16 protein-coding genes, 1 tRNA gene and 1 other RNA gene are annotated in these 17954 nt (G+C 71.5%); all 18 read right to left on the reverse strand.

Annotation, left to right across the window (positions count from 1 at the left end; translation table 11 throughout):
* Positions 1-289, reverse strand: an RNA gene (rnpB, locus tag ACY0I8_RS10335) — RNase P RNA component class A; the annotation flags it as partial.
* 169 nt (positions 290-458) lie between these two features.
* Complete coding sequence (locus ACY0I8_RS10340; protein WP_459942381.1) at positions 459-1193, reverse strand: zinc ribbon domain-containing protein; 735 nt, start codon at positions 1191-1193, stop codon at positions 459-461.
* 77 nt (positions 1194-1270) lie between these two features.
* On the reverse strand, positions 1271-2077 hold the full coding sequence (locus tag ACY0I8_RS10345; RefSeq protein WP_461394680.1) for a Nif3-like dinuclear metal center hexameric protein: 807 nt from the start codon (positions 2075-2077) through the stop codon (positions 1271-1273).
* Positions 2078-2139: 62 nt separating this feature from the next.
* Positions 2140-2216 (reverse strand) — tRNA-Ile (locus tag ACY0I8_RS10350).
* A gap of 102 nt (positions 2217-2318) precedes the next feature.
* Positions 2319-2672 carry a histidine triad nucleotide-binding protein gene (locus tag ACY0I8_RS10355; protein WP_461394681.1) on the reverse strand — a complete coding sequence of 118 codons (354 nt, stop codon included), beginning with the start codon at positions 2670-2672 and terminating at the stop codon, positions 2319-2321.
* Between the two features lie 136 nt (positions 2673-2808).
* Complete coding sequence (locus tag ACY0I8_RS10360) at positions 2809-3369, reverse strand: hypothetical protein (RefSeq protein ID WP_459942384.1); 561 nt, start codon at positions 3367-3369, stop codon at positions 2809-2811.
* Positions 3370-3400: 31 nt separating this feature from the next.
* Positions 3401-3964: an orotate phosphoribosyltransferase gene (pyrE, locus tag ACY0I8_RS10365; RefSeq protein ID WP_459942385.1), complete on the reverse strand. Its 564-nt coding sequence runs from the start codon at positions 3962-3964 to the stop codon at positions 3401-3403.
* A gap of 103 nt (positions 3965-4067) precedes the next feature.
* Positions 4068-5459: an amidophosphoribosyltransferase gene (purF, locus tag ACY0I8_RS10370; RefSeq protein ID WP_459942386.1), complete on the reverse strand. Its 1392-nt coding sequence runs from the start codon at positions 5457-5459 to the stop codon at positions 4068-4070.
* 124 nt (positions 5460-5583) lie between these two features.
* Complete coding sequence (locus ACY0I8_RS10375; protein ID WP_461394682.1) at positions 5584-6396, reverse strand: phosphoribosylformylglycinamidine synthase subunit PurQ; 813 nt, start codon at positions 6394-6396, stop codon at positions 5584-5586.
* A 239-nt stretch (positions 6397-6635) separates the two neighbouring features.
* Positions 6636-9635, reverse strand: coding sequence for a phosphoribosylformylglycinamidine synthase subunit PurS (locus ACY0I8_RS10380; protein ID WP_461394683.1), 3000 nt, complete (start codon positions 9633-9635; stop codon positions 6636-6638).
* Positions 9636-9684: 49 nt separating this feature from the next.
* On the reverse strand, positions 9685-10992 hold the full coding sequence (purB, locus tag ACY0I8_RS10385) for an adenylosuccinate lyase (protein WP_461394684.1): 1308 nt from the start codon (positions 10990-10992) through the stop codon (positions 9685-9687).
* 48 nt (positions 10993-11040) lie between these two features.
* Positions 11041-11844 carry an MBL fold metallo-hydrolase gene (locus ACY0I8_RS10390; RefSeq protein WP_461394685.1) on the reverse strand — a complete coding sequence of 268 codons (804 nt, stop codon included), beginning with the start codon at positions 11842-11844 and terminating at the stop codon, positions 11041-11043.
* Between the two features lie 2 nt (positions 11845-11846).
* The gene (locus ACY0I8_RS10395) at positions 11847-12476 is read right to left on the reverse strand and encodes a CDP-alcohol phosphatidyltransferase family protein (protein WP_461394686.1); all 630 of its coding nucleotides are present in this window, start codon (positions 12474-12476) and stop codon (positions 11847-11849) included.
* Positions 12477-13562 (reverse strand): inositol-3-phosphate synthase, encoded by a 1086-nt coding sequence (locus ACY0I8_RS10400; protein ID WP_459942392.1) that lies wholly within the window; start codon positions 13560-13562, stop codon positions 12477-12479. It lies immediately after the preceding gene.
* 138 nt (positions 13563-13700) lie between these two features.
* Positions 13701-15479 (reverse strand): fatty acyl-AMP ligase, encoded by a 1779-nt coding sequence (locus tag ACY0I8_RS10405; RefSeq protein ID WP_461394687.1) that lies wholly within the window; start codon positions 15477-15479, stop codon positions 13701-13703.
* Between the two features lie 28 nt (positions 15480-15507).
* The gene (locus tag ACY0I8_RS10410; protein WP_461394688.1) at positions 15508-16284 is read right to left on the reverse strand and encodes a lysophospholipid acyltransferase family protein; all 777 of its coding nucleotides are present in this window, start codon (positions 16282-16284) and stop codon (positions 15508-15510) included.
* Complete coding sequence (locus ACY0I8_RS10415; protein ID WP_461394689.1) at positions 16281-17162, reverse strand: phosphoribosylaminoimidazolesuccinocarboxamide synthase; 882 nt, start codon at positions 17160-17162, stop codon at positions 16281-16283. The genes ACY0I8_RS10410 and ACY0I8_RS10415 overlap by 4 nt, the downstream gene beginning before the upstream one ends.
* 110 nt (positions 17163-17272) lie before the next feature.
* A complete protein-coding gene (gene greA / locus ACY0I8_RS10420; protein ID WP_459942396.1) occupies positions 17273-17749 on the reverse strand; it encodes a transcription elongation factor GreA in 477 nt (158 codons plus the stop codon).
* Between the last annotated feature and the right edge of the window lie 205 nt (positions 17750-17954).

A 17954-nucleotide genomic window follows, 5' to 3' on the forward strand; every position in this document is an offset into this window, starting at 1 on the left:
AGCGGCCTACCCGGGAGCTTGGGGCGGGCCACCCTCGTAACGCTCCCCTATTTGGCCTTGCTCCGGGTGGGGTTTGCCGAGCCGGCCCGGTCGCCCGGGCCGCTGGTGAGCTCTTACCTCACCGTTTCACCCTTACCTGGCGCCCGGCATCGCCGCGCGCCAGGCGGTCTATTCTCTGTGGCACTTTCCTTCGGGTTTCCCCGACTGGACGTTATCCAGCACCCTGCCCTGTGGAGCCCGGACTTTCCTCCCCGGGGGCCTGCCCCGGGGCGACCGCCCGTCCTCCCGCCGTCGCACCCGCCTCCTGATCGACAGGAAGTGCTCCGGACTTGAATGGGTACCCTGCGGGAGACCGAGGGTTACTCCAGAGCGCCCCCGCGTTCCGGAGGTACCCAAGGGACCGAAGGAACGAAAGGGACGAAAGATCGGCCCCCGGCCGCCGAGCCGCCTGCCCGATCTCAGCCTTCGGCCGCGGGTTCCCGGGGGGGCACCAAAATCCTGTGGCAGTTGGGGCACTGCATCACCCGGGTGCGCCGGATGATCTCGATGTACATCTGGGGCGGGATCCGCATGTAGCACGCCGTGCAGGCCTCGTCCCGGGCTTCGACCACGGCCAAGCCCCCGCGGCGCGACCGGATCAGCCGGTACCGGTCCACCACGTCCTGGGGCAGGTCCGCCAGGAGCCGCTGCTCCTCGGCCTTGCGTTCGGCCATGGCCTGCTCGGTCTCGCCCTGGACCTCGGCCAGGCGCTGTTCAGCCTCCTCGAGCACCGCCTCGAGCTCCCGGGCGCGGGCCTCCACCCGCTCCAGGTCCACCCGCACGGCCTCCAACTCGGCCAGGTCGCGCTCCAGGGCCTGCTCCTCCTCGGCCACCGTCTGCTTGGCCGAGCTCATCTCGGCCAACACGGCCTGGTACTCGCGGCTCGTCTTCACGTCGCCCATGCGAGCCTTGATCCGCTGCATCCGGTCCTTGCCGTCCTTGATCGCGAGCTCCCGCTTGCGGCGCTCGATGTCGAGGGCGTGGGCGCGCTCGCGGAACGCGTCGAGGCTCTGCTTGGCCTCGTCGAGATCCTGGCGCGCCCTGTCCCGAGCCTCCTCGGCCTCCGCGCGCAGGGCGGACAGCCGGTCGATCTCGTCGGCCACCCGCTGCAGCCGTTCCAACAGCCCCAAGACGTCTTGCTGTGCGGTCTCCAACTCTGCCTCCTTCTCGCGTCGCTCGATGTGAACGGTTCCCGTTCGCCCGCCCCCGGGAAGTCGAAGCCCGGCTCCCGCTACGAGATCGGGACCGGGCTCCAGGGTTCCTGCACCTCCAACACCTCCACCCTCACCCCCCGTTTTCCGGCCTCCCCCCAGTCGCGCACCACCTCGGCCAGGATCTCCACCGCCACCCGTTCGCCCGTGGCGTGACCCACGTCCACCAGGGCCATCCCCGCTTCCCGTGCGTCCAGCGCGGCGTGGTGGCGCACGTCCCCGGTGACCAGGACCTGGGCTCCGGCCGCCACGGCCGCGGGCCACAGGGACGCCCCGCTGCCCCCGCACACGGCCACCCGCTCGACCCGACGGTCGGGGTCGCCCACGACGCGGGCCGCCGGGGCCCCGAGGGCCCGCGCCGCCTCCCGCGCAAACTCCCCCAACCGCCGGGGAGCCGCCAACCGCCCCACCCGCGCCATGGCCGGCCGGCCGTCGGGCTCTGCCCCGAGATCCTCGACCTCCTCAAGGCCCAGGCGGGCCGCCAGGCGGTCGTTCACACCTCCCCGGGCGCGGTCGAGGTTCGTGTGGGCCGCGTACACGGCAATCCCCCCCGCGATGAGATCCCGGATCTTTCGGCCCTGGGGGGTGGAGAGATCGATGCGATGGAGGGGTTCGAGGAACAGGGGATGGTGGGTCACGAGGAGTTCGGCTCCCCGGGCGAGGGCCAGGGTCACCGCGGCGGGGGAGGGGTCGAGGGCCACCACGACGGTGGAGACGGGGGCGTAGGGGTCGCCCAGTTGGAGCCCCAGCCGGTCCCAGGACTCCGCCAGGGAAAGCGGGGCGCGTGCCTCGATGGCCAGGGCGACCTCGGAAACGGTCGGCCTCACGGCCGCCCTCCCCGTGCCAATCGCTCTCGATGGTGGAAACGACCCATGCAGCATCCCGCAAGTGGTGGGCCCACCTGGATTCGAACCAGGGACCGGCCGGTTATGAGCCGGCTGCTCTGACCAACTGAGCTATGGGCCCTTCGGAAACCGTGAAGTATCCCCGATTCACCCCACGAAGTCAAACGCGGTGCGGTGGGGCGGTCGGGCCCTACCCCCGGGCCGGCACCGCCGTGTCGGGGCGTCAGCCCTTCTTGGCGAGCATCGGGCCCAGGGGCCGGCCGCCCAGGAGGTGGACATGCAGGTGGAACACCTCCTGCCCGCCGTCGGGCCCGGTGTTCGCAATGATGCGGTACCCCGAGTCGGCCACCCCCTCCTTCTCCGCGATCTCGCGGATCGCCCGGGCCAGGCTCGCCAGGAACGGGGTGTCGGCGTTGGTGACGTCGGCGAAGCTCTCCCGGTGGACTTTGGGCACGATCAGGACGTGCACCGGCGCGATGGGGCGGATGTCGCGAAACGCCAACGCGTGCTCGTCCTCCCAGACCTTGTCGGCCGGGAGCTCCCCCGCCACGATCTTGCAGAAGATGCAGTCGGCCATGGGACACCTCCTTCTTCGGCTGGAAAGCTGGGAGGCTAGGAAGCTAGAAGGCTTGGATGGCGCATTCCTTCTCGCTCGATGCGGGCCCCCCAGGCCCTGCGGCGGCTCTCACCGTCGGACGTCGCACCGGGTCTGCTCACCGCCTCCCGAAGTCGAACCGCATGGTGCCGTAGGGGCCGGTGAGCCACAGGACCGGGGCGCCGTCTCCCCCGCCTCCGGTCTTCGGGAAGATCAGGGAGTACTCCCGGGTCCACGGGGTGACGTAGGGGTACTCCACCCGGGACTTCTCGGTTTTGGGGAGCGCGATCACCTGGACCGGTTCGAGGCGGGACCCGTCGGGCAGTTCCAACACCGCCCGCCACAGGGTGTCGGGCCGCTCCAGGTCGTTGGCGTCGGGGGACGGCGTGTAGAGGGCCAGGTGGAACTCCCAGGCGAGCCGCGCCGCCCGCAGCTCCTCGTCGCGCATGCGCTCGGCGTCCTCCGGGGACAGGTGGTAGCGCGAAACGCTCGTCTCGACCAGGGCCGCACGCAGATCCGGGGAGCGCCAGGTGGCCCAGGCCTTGGCCACCGTGTCGAAGCCGCTGTAGAGCTCGGCCGCGCGGGTGTGGTCCCGGAGCGCCCGGCCGTAGGGCGTCGTGGGGTCGGCGAACTCACGGGTGACGAAAATCCCCCCGGGCCCGGCGCAGGCCGAGGCCAAAAGCGCGGTAACGAGTAGGAGGAGCGGGGCCCTACCCGACCACGTCGGCCTTGGTGAACAGCGCCTCGAACCGGTACCCCCGGCCCTCGATGGCCTCCCGCCCCCCCTCCTGCCGGTCCACCAGCGCCAGCACGCCCAGAACGGCATACCCTTCCTCCTCGATCCGCTCGATGGCCCGCAGGCTCGAGCCCCCGGTGGTAACCACGTCCTCGAGCACCACGACCCGGGCCCCCGGCCGCAGGTTCTTGGCCCCCTCGATCCACCGCCTCGTGCCGTGGCCCTTGGGTTCCTTGCGCACGATAAACGCCGGCACCGGCCGGCCCTCGAGCTCCGATACGAGGCTCGTGGCCGTGGCCAGGGGGTCGGCGCCCAGGGTCATGCCGCCCACGCCCTCCACCTCCCCGAACCCCGAAAGCCGGTCGAAGAAGAGCCGGCCGATGAGGAGCGCCCCGCGGGGATGGAGGGCCGTCTGCTTGCCGTCCACGTAGAAGTCGCTCTCCCGGCCCGAGGCCAACACGACCCGGCGCTTCTCGTAACTCTTCTCGCGCACGAGTTCCAGGAGTTCCCGCCAGGCCGCCTGAAGGTCTTCGGTCATGGGCGTCGTCCGCTGATCGGCTGGGAGGTGCGGAATCCGGGGGCGACCACCGTCACCCCCTCCGCGCCCTCCGTGTCCTCCGTGGTTCCCCCTCGGTTTTCCCTTACCCGCATCCCGTGGCCCGCACCCCTTCGGTCCGGTCGCCCACCGGGTACGCGCCGGTGAAGCAGGCGTCGCAGAAGGAGTACCGCACCCCGTTGGTCGCCCGCGCCAGGCCCTCGTGGCTCAGGTAGCCCAGGGAGTCCGAGGTCAGGAACCGGTTGATCTCGTCCACCCCGTGGTTCGCGGCGATGAGCTCGGTGCGGGTGGGGGTGTCGATGCCGAAGTAGCACGGGTAGCAGGTGGGCGGCGACGAGATGCGCATGTGTACCTCGCGGGCCCCCGCCTCCCGGATCATCTTCACGATCTTCTGGCTCGTGGTGCCCCGGACGATGGAGTCGTCCACCACCACCACGCGCTTGCCCCGGAGCACCGCCCGCACGGCGTTGAGCTTGAGCTTCACCCCGAAATGCCGGATGGACTGCTCGGGCTCGATGAACGTGCGGCCCACGTAGTGGTTCCGGATGAGCCCGAGGCCGAACGGGATCCCCGAGGCCTCGCTGTACCCTAGGGCGGCCACGATGCCCGAGTCGGGCACCGGGATCACCACGTCGGCCTCCACGGGGTGCTCCCGGGCGAGTTCCCGCCCCAGCGCCAGCCGCACCTCGTACACCGATTGGCCGAACACGGTGGAGTCGGGCCGGGCGAAGTAGATGTGCTCGAACACGCAGGGTTTGGGCGGCACCGGATCGAAGGGGCGGAAGCTTTCGAGCCCCTTGGAACTCAGCACCACCATCTCACCCGGCTCCACCTCCCGCAGGACCTCCCCGCCGATGAGGTCCAGGGCGCAGGTCTCCGATGCCACGACGTAGGAGTCCTTCACCTTCCCCAGGATGAGCGGCCGGAACCCGTGGGGATCGCGGGCGGCGATCAGGCGCTTTTCCACCAGCACCAAGAGGCTATACGCCCCCTGGACCTGCCGGAGGGCGTCGGCCAGCCGCTCCACCAGCCGTTCCTCCCGGCTCCGGGCGTAGAGGTGGGCGATGACCTCGGTGTCGGAACTGCCCCGGAAGATGCTCCCCTCCTCCTCGAGCCGGAGCCGGAGCGCCTCGGCGTTCACCAGGTTGCCGTTGTGGGCGAACGCGATGGAGCCGTGTACGGTTTCCACCACGAAGGGCTGGGCGTTCTTGAGCTCGCTCGACCCCGCGGTGGAGTAGCGCACGTGGCCGATGGCGTGGTGACCCCGGAGCCGCTCGAGCTTCTCCTCGTCGAAGATGTCGTGCACGAGCCCCATCCCGAGGTGGTAGCGCATGCCCTCGCCGTCGGTCACGACGATGCCGGCGCTCTCCTGGCCCCGATGCTGGAGCGCGTGGAGGCCCAGGTACGTGAGGTTCGCGGCCTCGGGGTGGTTGTAGATGCCGAACACCCCGCAGTGGTCGTTCCAGTGTTTGTCCATGGGTCGGTCGTCGGTCCTCGGTCTTCGGTCGGCGGTCGCCGGAGACGGCGGGGTCGAGTCGAAGGGACGGAAGGGACGCTAGGGACGAAAGGGACGCCGCCTAACTGCCCAGCCGCCCGGCCGCCTAGCCTCTCAAATACTCCACCGCGTTCCGGAAGAGCGCCAGGCCCTGGCCCTCCTCGGGGAGGTCCTCCCGGGTCCAGCGCGGGTGGTTCGTGCGGTGGAGGAACGCCTCGGGATGGGGCATGAGCCCGAACACCCGGCCCGTGGGGTCGCACACCCCGGCCACGGCGCCTGGGCTTCCGTTGGGGTTCCACGGGTAGGCCTGGGTCGGCCGGCCATCGGGGTCGGTGTAGCGAAGGGCCACGAGCCCGCGGGCCTCCAGGTCTTCCAGCACCTCGGGCGACCGGGTCACGAATTTCCCCTCACCGTGCCTCACCGGATAGTACAGCCGGTCTAGCCCCCGGGTGAACACGCACGGGGAGTCCGGCTCGACCTGGAGATACACCCACCGGTCCTCGAACCGGCCCGAGTCGTTGTGGGCCAGGCTCGCCACGGGCTCGCCGTACCGGCCGTCGGGGGCCGGCAGGAGCCCCAGCTTCACGAGGAGTTGGAACCCGTTGCACACCCCCAGCACGAGCTTTCCCCCCCCGATGAAGGCCAGGAGATCCTCGAAGAACGGGTGGGTCCCGTTGGTGCGCACCCGGCCGTACCGGAACCGGACGGCCCCCGCCTTGCCCGCCCCCAGGTCGTCGCCGTCGAGGAACCCGCCCGGCAGGTTCAGGAAATCGAAGTCCTCGAGCCGCACCCGGCCGGCGAAGACCTCGGCCGTGTGGGCGATGACCGCCTCGGCGCCGGCCAACCGGCAGGCGTGGGCCATCTCCCGCTCGCAGTTCGTGCCGTTTCCGGTGAGCACCAGGGCTCGCACCTTGGCCATGGTTCGTATCCGCTCTGTGAGGCTGGAACGCTAGAAAGCTAGAAAGCTAGAAGGCGGGGAGGCTGGGAGGCTCACCGCCCCGAAATCCGGACGTCGAAGCCCGCCCGACACCGCTGCAACAGCCCCCCGGCCTCGACCGTCCCCTGCCCCGTCCGGGGTCGCGGGGCCGAGAACCCGAACGTCGGCCGGGTCCCGGAGGCCGTCCTTCTGTCTTCTGTCTTCTGTCTTCTGACCCCCGATCACGCCAAGGGCTCGAGGGGGGCTTGCCAGGCCCGCTTGAGCTCGTCGATCCGGGCCCGGACCACGACGTCGCCCCCGAGGCCCCGGAGCACGAGCTCCGGCTCGGCCGTGACCTCGCCCACCGGCGCGAACGCCGACCCCGCCAAAACCCGCTCGAAGGCCTCCACGTGCTCCGGCCGCACCGTGACCACGAACCGGCCGGCCGACTCGCTGAACAAAAGCTCGTCGTCCCGGGTCACCCCCTCCAGGGGCACGCGGCCGAGCTCGGCCGCGATGCCGAACCCGCCGGAGAACGCGGTCTCCGCCAGGGCCACGGCGAGCCCGCCGTCGGAGCAGTCGTGGCACGAGGCCACGAGCCCGTCGCGGATCGCGGCCTCGAGGTTCCGGTAGAGGGGCAGCGTCTCCTCGGGCCGGACCCGGGGCACCCGGTTGCCCACGTACCCCAGGTGGGCCCAGTACTCCGAGCCCCCGAGCTCGGGCCGCGTCACCCCGAGCACGTACACCCGGTCGCCCGGGCGCTTGGCGTCCATGGTGACGCACCGGCGCACGTCCTCGATCCGGCCGATCACGCTCACCAGGAGCGTCGGCGGGATCGAGATCTTGAGGTCCCCGTGGATATAGTCGTTCTTCATGGAGTCCTTTCCGGACACGAGCGGGATCCCGTAGGCCACCGTGAGGTCGTAGAGGGCCTCGTTGGCCCGCACGAGCTGGGCCAGCTTGTAGGCCCCGTCGGGGTTTCGCTCGCTCGCCACCGGATCGCACCAGCAGAAGTTGTCCAGCGCGGCCAGGTGGTCGAGGCTCGCGCCCACCGAGAGCGCGTTTCGCACGGCCTCGTCCACCGCGGCGGCGGCCATGGCGTAGGTGTCGATGTCGCTGTAGCGGGGCACGATGCCGTTGGCCGTGACCACGCCCTCAAAGCTCTCGAGCACCGGCCGCACCACGGCGGCGTCGGAGGGGCCGTCGTTCACCACCCCCACAAAGGGCTTCACGACGCTCCCGCCCTGCACCTCGTGGTCGTACTTGCGGACGATGGTCTCCTTGGAGCAGATGTTCAGCCGGCCCAGGAGGGCCCGGAGGGTGTCCGAGAGGTCGGGGGGCCCGGCGTCGGCCGGGGGCTCGGGGTGGACGGGCCGCTCCCAGCGGGCCGTGAGCCGCATCTCCGGAAGTCCCTCGTGGAGGAACGCGAGGGGGAGGTGGGCCACGGTGCGCTCCCCGTAGAGCACGTGGAACACGCCGTCGTCGGTGAACTCCCCGAGGTCCGTGGCCTCGACCCGCATCTCGGCCGCGAGCCGGAGGAACTCGTCCAGGTGCTCGGGCGGCACGGCCAGGGTCATGCGCTCCTGGGACTCCGAAACCAGGATCTCCCAGGGATCGAGCCCCGGGTACTTGAGCGGCGCCCGGGCCAGATCGAGCCGCGCCCCCCCCGACTGCTCGGCCATCTCCCCCACGCTCGACGAAAGCCCCCCGGCGCCGTTGTCGGTGATCGAGGTGTACAGCCCCCGGTCCCGGGCGATCAGGAGGAAGTCGTAGAGCCGCTTCTGGGTGATGGGGTCGCCGAGCTGCACCGCCGTGGCCGGGCTGCCCTCGTGGAGCTCCTCGGAGGAGAAGGTGGCCCCGTGGATGCCGTCCTTGCCGATCCGGCCCCCGGCCATGACGATGCGGTCGCCGGGCCGGGCTCCCTTCTCGTGGCCCGGCCGGCCGGCCACCTCCCGGGGGATGAGCCCGGCCGTGCCGCAGTACACCAGGGGCTTTCCGAGGTACCGGTCGTCGAACACCACGCAGCCGTTCACGGTGGGGATGCCGCTCTTGTTGCCCCCGTGCTCCACCCCCCGGACCACCCCCTCGTAGATCCGGCGCGGGTGCAGGAGCCGGGGCGGCAGCTCGCCCTCGTAGAAGGGGTTGGCGAAGCAGAAGGTGTCGACGTTGAAGATGAGCCGGGCGCCCATGCCGGTGCCCATGGGGTCGCGGTTCACGCCCACGATGCCGGTGAGGGCGCCGCCGTAGGGGTCGAGGGCCGAGGGGGAGTTGTGGGTCTCCACCTTGAAGCACAGGCTCCAGTCGTCGTTGAAGGTGATGACCCCGGCGTTGTCCTTGAACACCGAAAGGCAGATGTCCCGGTCGCCCTTGCCCCGGCGCACCCGCTCGGTGGCGCCGACGATGTAGGTCTTAAAGAGGCTCCGGATGGTGCGGACGCCCCCCTCGCCGTCGTGGTACTCGATGGTGGCGTTGAAGATCTTGTGCTTGCAGTGCTCCGACCAGGTCTGGGCCAGGCACTCGAGCTCCACGTCGGTGGGGGCGGCCGGAAGCCCCAACTCCTCGCGCCGGCGGCGCACGGCCGGGTCGCGGTAGTGGTCGCGGATGGCCCGCATCTCGTCGAGCGAGAGCGCGAGGAGCCGGTCCCGCGACAGGGCCAGGAGCTCCTCGTCGGACCGCTCCAGGTCCACCGTCTCCACCCGGCCTCCCCCCACGGCCCGGACCCGGGGGATCTCCAGGGGGAACCCGCCGGCCTCCCGGAACTCGGGGGCCGAGAGCACCTTCCAGCGGTGGATGAGCTCGTTGGCCAGGAGGTCCCGGGCCAGGTGCTCCACGTCGGCCCGGCTGAGCTCGCCGCCCCGCACCAGGTAAACCACCGCCGTGTACACCTGCCGGTCGTGGGGAAACGTGCGGCCCAGGCGCATCTCCAGGGCCTCTTTGGCCGTGCGGCCCACGTTGTCGGTGACCCCGGGGAGGAACCCCACCTCCACGGCCCAGTCGAACCCCGGGAACACCCGGTGGGCCAGGGGCGCATCGAAGGTCCAGTCCTGGATCACCGGATCCACCAGGGCCTCGGCCACGGCGCCGGCGTCGGCCTCCGGGAGCCCCAGGTCGAGGGTGAAGACGTCGAGGGTGCGCACCTCGTCCACCGGCAGGTGCAGGAACTCCCGCGCCTCCCGGGCCACCCCTTCCCCCCGGGGATCCCGGAATTCGGGCCGGATCCCCACCTCCACGCGGTGTGCCATCAGATCGGTCTCCGGTCGTCGGTCTGCTGCCGCCGGCCGCGGCGCGGGGTCACGCGCCTTCGGCTTCGCCGAAGATCCGGCGGAAGATCGTGTCCACGTGCTTCAGATGGTAGCCGATGTCGAAGGCCTCGTCGATCTCCTCGGGTGTGAGGAGCCGCGACACGTCCGGGTCCTGGGCCAGGAGGGCCTTGTAGTCGGCCCCCTCCTCCCACACCCGCATGGCGTTTCGCTGCACCATGCGATAGGCCTCCTCCCGGGTGACCCCCTTGTCCACGAGCTTCAGGAGCACCCGCTGGCTGTAGATGAGCCCGCCCGTGAGGTTCAGGTTCCGCTCCATCCGCTCGGGGTAGACCACCAGGTTCTCGATCACGTTCGTGAACCGGTGGAGCATGTAGTGCAGGAGCGTGGTGGCGTCGGGGGCGATCACCCGCTCGACGCTCGAGTGGGAGATGTCGCGCTCGTGCCACAGGGCCACGTTCTCCAGGGCGGCCTGGGCGTAGGAGCGCAGGAGCCGGGCGCACCCCGTGAGGTTCTCGGTGGCGATGGGGTTTCGCTTGTGGGGCATGGCCGAGGAGCCCTTCTGGCCCGCCGAGAAGTACTCCTCGGCCTCGAGCACCTCGGTGCGCTGGAGGTGGCGGATCTCCACGCTGAACTTCTCGATGCTCGCCCCCACGAGCGCGAGCAGGCCGAAGAACTCCGCGTGGTGGTCGCGGCTCACCACCTGGGTGGACCCCCGGGCCGGCCGCAGGCCCGCCCGGCGGCACACGTGCTCCTCCACGAAGGGGTCCACGTTGGCGAAGGTGCCCACCGCGCCCGAGATCTTGCCCACGGCGATGATCTCCCGGGCCCGGCGCAGCCGCTCCAGGTTCCGGGTCATCTCGTCGTACCACAGGGCGAGCTTGAGCCCGAAGGTGATCGGCTCGGCGTGGATGCCGTGGGACCGGCCGATCTGGGGCACGAGCTTGAACTCGTGGGCCCGGCGCCGAAGCACCTCCGCGAGCCGCTCCGCCTGGGCCAGGATCAGGTCCGTCGCCTCGGCGCACAGCATGGCCAGCGCCGTGTCGAGCACGTCCGAAGAGGTCATGCCCATGTGGATGAACCGGGACGCCGGGCCCACGTGCTCGGCCACGTTGGTCAGAAACGCGATCACGTCGTGCTTGACCTCGGCCTCGATCTCGGCGATCCGGGCCACGTCGAAGGCGGCGCGCTCCTGGATCTGCCGCAGATCCTCGTCGGGGATCTTGCCGAGCCGGTTCCACGCCTCGCAGGCGTAGAGCTCCACGTCGAGCCATTTGCGGAAGCGGTTCTCGTCGGACCATACGGCGGCCATCTCGGGCCGGGTGTAGCGAGGGATCATGGGGGGCTCCGGTCGTCGGTCTGCGGTCTGCGGTCTGCGGTTGTCGGTCTAGGGCCCGGCGGGGGCCAGGGAAACGAGGCGGCCCGGGCGGTCCTGGCGGGCCACCAGGAGGAGCACGTCGCCCGCCGCGCCGAGCCGTTCCAGCGCAGCCCGGGTGGCCCGGTAGGCGAGCCGGGGCTCGTTGTTCGTTTCGGAGAGGTGCCCGAGCACCACGGCCCGGAGCCCCGGGTGGGCGAGTTCCCCCACCAGCCGGGCGCACTCCTCGTTGCTGAGATGACCGTGGCGCGAGCGGATCCTCTGCTTGAGGAACCACGGGTACGGCCCCGTGAGGAGCCGATCCTCGTCGTGGTTCGACTCGAGAAACAGCGCGTTGCACCCGCGAAGGAGCTCCCGCACGGCGTGGGGCACGAACCCGAGGTCCGTGGCCAGCCCCACGGCCCACCGGCCGTCCGACACCCGCAGGGCCACCGGGTCTGCCGCGTCGTGGCACCCGGGTGCCGCCCGGACCTCGAGGCCCGCCACCTCGAAGGGCCGCCCGGGTTCGAACTCCCGGACCTCGACGTCCCGGAGCCCCTCGGGCCCCAGCACGGCCTCGGCGGCCTCCCGGCAGGCGGGCGTCATCCAGGCCGGGACCTTGTGACGCCGGCACCACACCCCGACCCCGGCCAGGTGGTCCCGGTGCTCGTGGGTCACGATCACCGCCTCGATGCGGCGGCGGCCGAGCCCCGCCGCCTCCAGGCGGGCGGCGATCCGTCGGCCCGGGAGTCCCGCGTCCACCAGGAGCCCCCGCCCGTTCGTCCCCAGGTACACGGCGTTGCCGCCGCTTCCGCTCGCCAGGGCGCAGAGCTCCACGATCAGGCCTCCGGCTCGGCCAGGGCCCGGCGGCCCCGCAGGATCCGGCCCCAGGCCGTGGCGTTGGCCCCGAGCCCCAGGAGGGCCAGCGTGACCAAGGCCCCGCCGCCGGTGCCGAGCCCCAGGGCACTCTCCCACGGACTCAGGAGGAGACCCGCGGCGGCCAGGAGCAGCCGTTCCGGCCGCTCGAACGCGCCGCCCCGCAGCGGGTACCCCAGGCCCTCGGCCCGGGCCCGGGCGTAGCTCACCATGAGCGCGCCCTGGAGCGCCACGAGCGCGGCCGCCCCGGCCCAGACCGCGCAGCCGGTGCGCGAGGCCCGGGCCCACAGGCCCAGCACCACCGCGAACTCGCCGTAGCGGTCGAGGGTCGAGTCCCAAAACGCGCCGGCCCGGGTCGCCGTACCGGTGGCCCGGGCCAGGGAGCCGTCGAGCGCGTCCAGAAGCCCCGCGAGCAGCAGCGTCCACCCCGCGGCCGCGGGCCAGCCCCAGGCCAGGGCCCCGGCCACGGCCGAAAGCACCAGGCCCGCGCCGGTCAGGGTGTCGGGCCGCACCCCGCGGCGGGCCAGGGGCCCGACGATCGCCCCCTCGATCGCCCTCCGGAACGCCCGTTCGACCGGCCCGCCCGCCAGCATCTAGCCCACCCGGGCCAGGTAGGCCTCGATCCGGGCCCGGGCCTCGGGCTCCGGCATCTGCTCGGGCGGGTGCTTCATGGTGTAGGCCGAGATGGGAAGAAGCGGCCCGGCGTCCCCCCGGTCGCGGGCCACCTTGCACACCCGGATCGCGTCCACGGCCACCCCGCCGGAGTTGGGGGAGTCCTGTACGGAGAGCCGGGCCTCGATCTCGATGGGCGCGCCGCCGAACCCCCGGGCCTCCATGCGCAGGAAGCACACCTTGTTGTCGTTCTGCCAGGGCACGTAGTCCGACGGGCCGATGTGGATGTTCTCGGGCGGGAGTGGATGGGGCAGCACCGACTGGACCGCCTCGGTCTTGGAGATCTTTTTCGAGCGCAGACGGTCGCGCTCGAGCATGTTCAGAAAGTCGGTGTTCCCCCCCGTGTTGAGTTGGTAGGTGCGCTCCAGCACCGCCCCGCGCTCGGCCATGAGGCGGGCGAGCACCCGGTGGACGATGGTCGCGCCCACCTGGCTCTTGATGTCGTCGCCCACGCAGGGGATGCCCCGCTCCCGGAACCGCTCAGCCCACTGGGGGTCGGACACGATGAACACGGGCATGCAATTGATGAAGGAAACCCCGGCCTCGAGGCAGCACTCGGCGTAGTAGCGGGCCGCCTGCTCGCTTCCCACCGGCAGGTAGTTCACGAGGATCTCGGCCCCGGTCTCCTTGAGGACCCGGGCCACGTCCACCGGTTCGGCCCGGGCCACCCGGAAGGACCGTTCGGCGGGGTAGTCGGCCATATGGGGAGCCACCCCGTCGAGTACGGGCCCCATCTGGACCGTGACCCCGGTGGGCGGAAGATCGGGGCAGATGGGCTGGATGCAGTTGGGGGGAGCCAGGATGGCGCGTTCCACCGGGACGCCCACCTTGCGCTCGTCCACGTCGAAGGCCGCCACCACCCGGATGTCCCAGGGGCGGTAGCCCCCCACCACGGGGTGCATGAGTCCCATGGACTCGTCGGGATGACGGCGGTAGTACTCGATGCCCTGGAGCAGTGCGGAAGCGCAGTTCCCGACCCCGACGATGGCCAACCGGATCTCACCCATCGGTACCCCTCGAACGCCGCTGGGAAACGGGAAAACGAACGCCGCCGGGTCCGAAACAAGCCCCGGCGCACAGCCGCCACCGCCCAGCGCCCCGGGCCGGGCGGAACGCTGGAATCTACTTTGGAGCCGCGGGCCGTGTCAACGCCGGCCGGCGCGGACCTTGTCCCTGAGCCAGGCCTTGGCGTAGGCCACGAGCCCGGTGGTCCGGCGCTCGCCGCCCCGGTGGACGAGGGTGCCGTCCAGGTACCACGAGCGGGTCCGGAACCGCTGGAGCTTGCCGGAGGAGGTCTTGGGGAGGGTCCGGGCCGGCACGATCACCACCCGGTCGGGCCGGCACCCGGTGGCCTCGGCCACCTCGGCCTGAACCCGGCCGGCCAGGTCCGCCGGCGGGTCGGGTTCCCGGGTCTCCACCACCAGGACCACCTCCTCGGTGCCCCGGTCCTCCCGGGTCACGGAGAAGGCGCACACGCCCCCGGGCTTCACCCCCTCGACCCGGGCCGCGGCGGCCTCGAGGTCCTCGGCGAAATAGTTCCGGCCGGCCTTGATCACCATGTCCTTCTTCCGGCCCGACACGTAGAGGTGCCCCTCCAGGAAGAACCCGAGATCCCCGGTGTGGAGCCACCCGCCCCGGAGCGCGGCGGCCGTGGCCTCGGGGTTCGCGTAGTACCCCTTCATGACCGAGGGCCCCCGCACCACGATCTCGCCGCGGACCCCCTCGGCCAGCGGGGTTCCGGCGTCGTCCACCACGGCCACCTCCACGGTGGGAAGCGGCCGCCCCACGCTCACCACGGCCCGGGCCCCGGGCCCCGGCGGGCAGGCGACGGCGCGGTTCTCGCCCTCCAGCCGGTCGGCGTCCACGTGGACGATGCGGGGTTCGGCCCCGAGCTCCGCGAACGACACGGCCAGGGTGTTCTCGGCGAGCCCGTAGGCCGGGAAGAACGCCTCGGGCCGGAACCCGACCCGCCGGAACCGGTCCCGGAACCCCTCGACCGTGGCCGGATGGATGGGCTCGGCCCCGCACAGGGCCACCCGAAGCGACGCGAGGTCGATCCCGGGGAGGTCGGCCTCCCGGGCCTTGCGGGCCACCAGGCTGTAGGCGAAGTTGGGCCCGGCCGTGAGCGTGCCCCGGTGGTCCGAGATCATCCGCAGCCACCGCACCGGCCGGCGCAGGAAGTCGATGGGCGAGCAGGCCACCAGGGGCACCCCGAAGTAGAGCGACCCCAGCATGAGCCCGATGAGCCCCATGTCGTGGTAGAGGGGCAGCCACGACACGGCCACGTCGCCGGGCCGGGGGGCCATGCCGTGGCCGATGGCCCGCAGGTTCGCGAGCAGGTTCGCGTGGGTGAGCATGACCCCCTTCTGGGTGCCGGTGCTCCCCGAGGTGAACTGAAGGAGCGCCAGGTCCTGCGCCGCGTGGGGCACCCGGGGGGCGTCGCCGGTGGGCTTCACGTCGGAGGGGGTCAGGAACCGCACGGGATCCGGCAGTCGGTCCTCCACGGGCCGCACCAGGGGGCGAATGAGCCCGTTCGTCACGAGGTGGCGGACGCCCGCCGTGGCGGCCACCCGGGCGAGGTTGTCCAAATACTCCTCGAGCCGGCCCATGCGCACCGGCGGGTAGGCCGGCACCGGCACCCCGCCCGCGAGCAGGATGCCCCAGTACGCCTCGTAGAAGGCCCGCTCGGTGGGGAGCACCAGGAGAACGGCCCCCCCGGGCTCGAGCCCCGCCCCCACGAGCGCGGCCGCCCACCGGCCGGCCCCCTCCCGAAGGCCGGCGAAGGTGAGCCGGCAGTCCACCTTGTCCTTGGCGTAGAGGGTGAGCCACACCTCGTCGCCCTGGCGCCGCACCCGCTCCTCCAGGGCCTGGGGCAAGGTCTGGACCTGGGCCAAATCGTCGCGGAACCGGTTCGTGTCGGCCATGGAGCACCGTGAATCGTGAAGTCGTGAATCAGGAATCGTTTGGCTTCCCGGCTTCTTCGGCTGGGGACCGCCGCCCAGCCGCCCAGCCGCCTAGCCGCTCCGCCACCGCGCGGCGGGCGGCCTCGGCCAGGGCCTTGCGGTCAGGGAAGGCGGCCGGGTCGAGGGGTTCGGCCAGCCGCACTTCGGCCCGCACGGGACCGGCGGGAAGAAATCGGGTCCGGAGATGACGCCAGAGATCGGGCTCATCGATCCAGGCCCACACCCTGGGGTCCGGCGGGTCCGTGTACGCGATGGCCACCGGCACCACCGGGGTCCCGGCCCGGCGGGCCGCCTCGAACAGCATGGGCCGAAACGGCCCCAGGGTGCGGCCGTCGGGGGAAACCCCGGCCTCGGGAAACAGGATCACCCGCTCGCCCGCGGCCAGAAGGGCCGCCAGCTCGTCGATCCACGGCCGGCAGTCCCGGGGCCGGTCGCGGTCGAGGAACACCGTTCCGCCCCACCGGGCGAGCGCCCCGAAAAACGGCCAGCCGTCGATCTCGGCCTTGGCCACGAAGCGGCCGGGCACCGTGGCCCCCAGGCACAGGATGTCCAGGTAGCCCACGTGGTTCGCCACCACGAGCCCCCCGGGCGGCGGCTCGGGTCCCGTTCGCTCGACCCGCAGGCCCAGAGCCGCGGCGCAACACCGGGCCCAGGCGGGCATAGCCCGGCGCCACCCCCCGACCCTGGCGTAGAGGCCGAAGGCGGGGCTCGCCAGGGCGGCGGCCGCCACCCCGATCCACCGCCCAGGGCCCGCACTCCGGCTCATGCCGTCAGGATCTCCAGGATCTCCCGGTAGCGGCGGGAGGTCTCGGCCACCACCTCGGGCGGGAGCTCCGGCCCCGGCGGGGTCTTGTCCCAGTCGAGCGACGAGAGGTAGTCGCGCACGTACTGCTTGTCGAGGCTTTCCTGGGCCTCGCCCACCCGGTAGTCCGCCGCCCGCCAGAACCGGGACGAGTCCGGGGTCAGGAGCTCGTCGATCAGGATGAGCTCGCCGTCCAAGAGGCCGAACTCCATCTTGGTGTCGGCGATCAGGATGCCCTTCCGGGCCGCCTCCTCGGCCCCCCGGCGGTACACGGCCAGGGCCAGCTCCCGCACCCGCCGGGCCAGGTCGGCCCCGATCAACTCCTCGACCTTTTCGAAGGGGATGTTCTCGTCGTGCTCCCCCACCTCGGCCTTGGTGGAGGGGGTGAAGATGGGCTCGGGCAGTTTCTCCGACTCCCGCAGCCCCGGCGGCAAGGGGATGCCGCAGACCGCGCCGGTGGCCCGGTACTCCTTCCAGCCGGACCCCGAAAGGTAGCCCCGCACGATGCACTCCACCGGGAGCGGCCGGGCCTTTCGCACCAGCATGCTCCGGCCGGCCAGGACGTCGGCGTGGCGGCGGGCGGGTTCGGGGTACTCGGCCGGGTCGGCCGACACCAGGTGGTTCGGCACCAGGTCCCGGGTGCGGCCGAACCAGTGCACCGAGAGCCGGGTCAGGACCTCGCCCTTGCCGGGGATCGGGGTGGGCAGGATCACGTCGTAGGCGCTCAGCCGATCCGTGGTCACGATGAGCAGGTGCTCCCCCAGGTCGTAGATGTCGCGCACCTTGCCCCGGCTTACGAGCTCAAGGCCTTCAAGGTTGGTCTCGTACACGGTCTGGGTCATGGGTGGGCCCTCCGTTAGGACGTTGGGACATGGGAACGATGGGGTTTTCGCCGGGTGCCGCGCGAAGCACCGCCCTCACGACCCACAGCCGGCGACGAACGACCTTCCTCCTACCCGAGTCCTTCGATCTCGAGGATCTCGTACTCCTTGACGCCCCGGGGGGCGTCCACCTCCACGTCGTCGCCCACCTCCTTGTTGAGGAGGGCCCGGGCCAGGGGCGAGGTGATGGAGATGCGGCCCTGGTTGACATCGGACTCGTGGGGCCCCACGATCTCGTAGACCTTCTCTTCCCCGGTGTCGAGGTCCTCGAGCCGCACCCGCACCCCGAACCGGACCCGCTCCTGGGGCCCCCGGGGCGGGTCCACGATGTCGGACTCGGCGAGCTTCGTTTCGAGGTCACGGATCTTGGCCTCGATCCAGCCCTGCTTCTCCCGGGCGGCGTGGTACTCGGCGTTCTCCGAGATGTCCCCATGGGCCCGGGCCGCCTGGATCTCCTTGACCACCTCAACCCGGTCGACCTTCTTGAGCTTTTCCAGTTCCTCGCGCAACCGGGCGTATCCCTGCCGCGTGATGGGCATACGGCTCATGTACAGTTCCTCCTTCGTCGGAAGGCTAATAGGCTAGAAGGCTGGAAAGCTGGGAGGCTGAGATGCGGTCACGTCCGTCAAGGTGGTGTAAGAAGCCGACCGCGTCATCCTCGGTTGATAGATCAGGCTGCCACCGGCAGCGCCGGGTTCGGTGGGGGTGGAGTGGTTCGTTTGATCACGTCGGCGATCGACTCCAAACTCATAT

This window comes from Deferrisoma sp. (assembly GCF_054681715.1).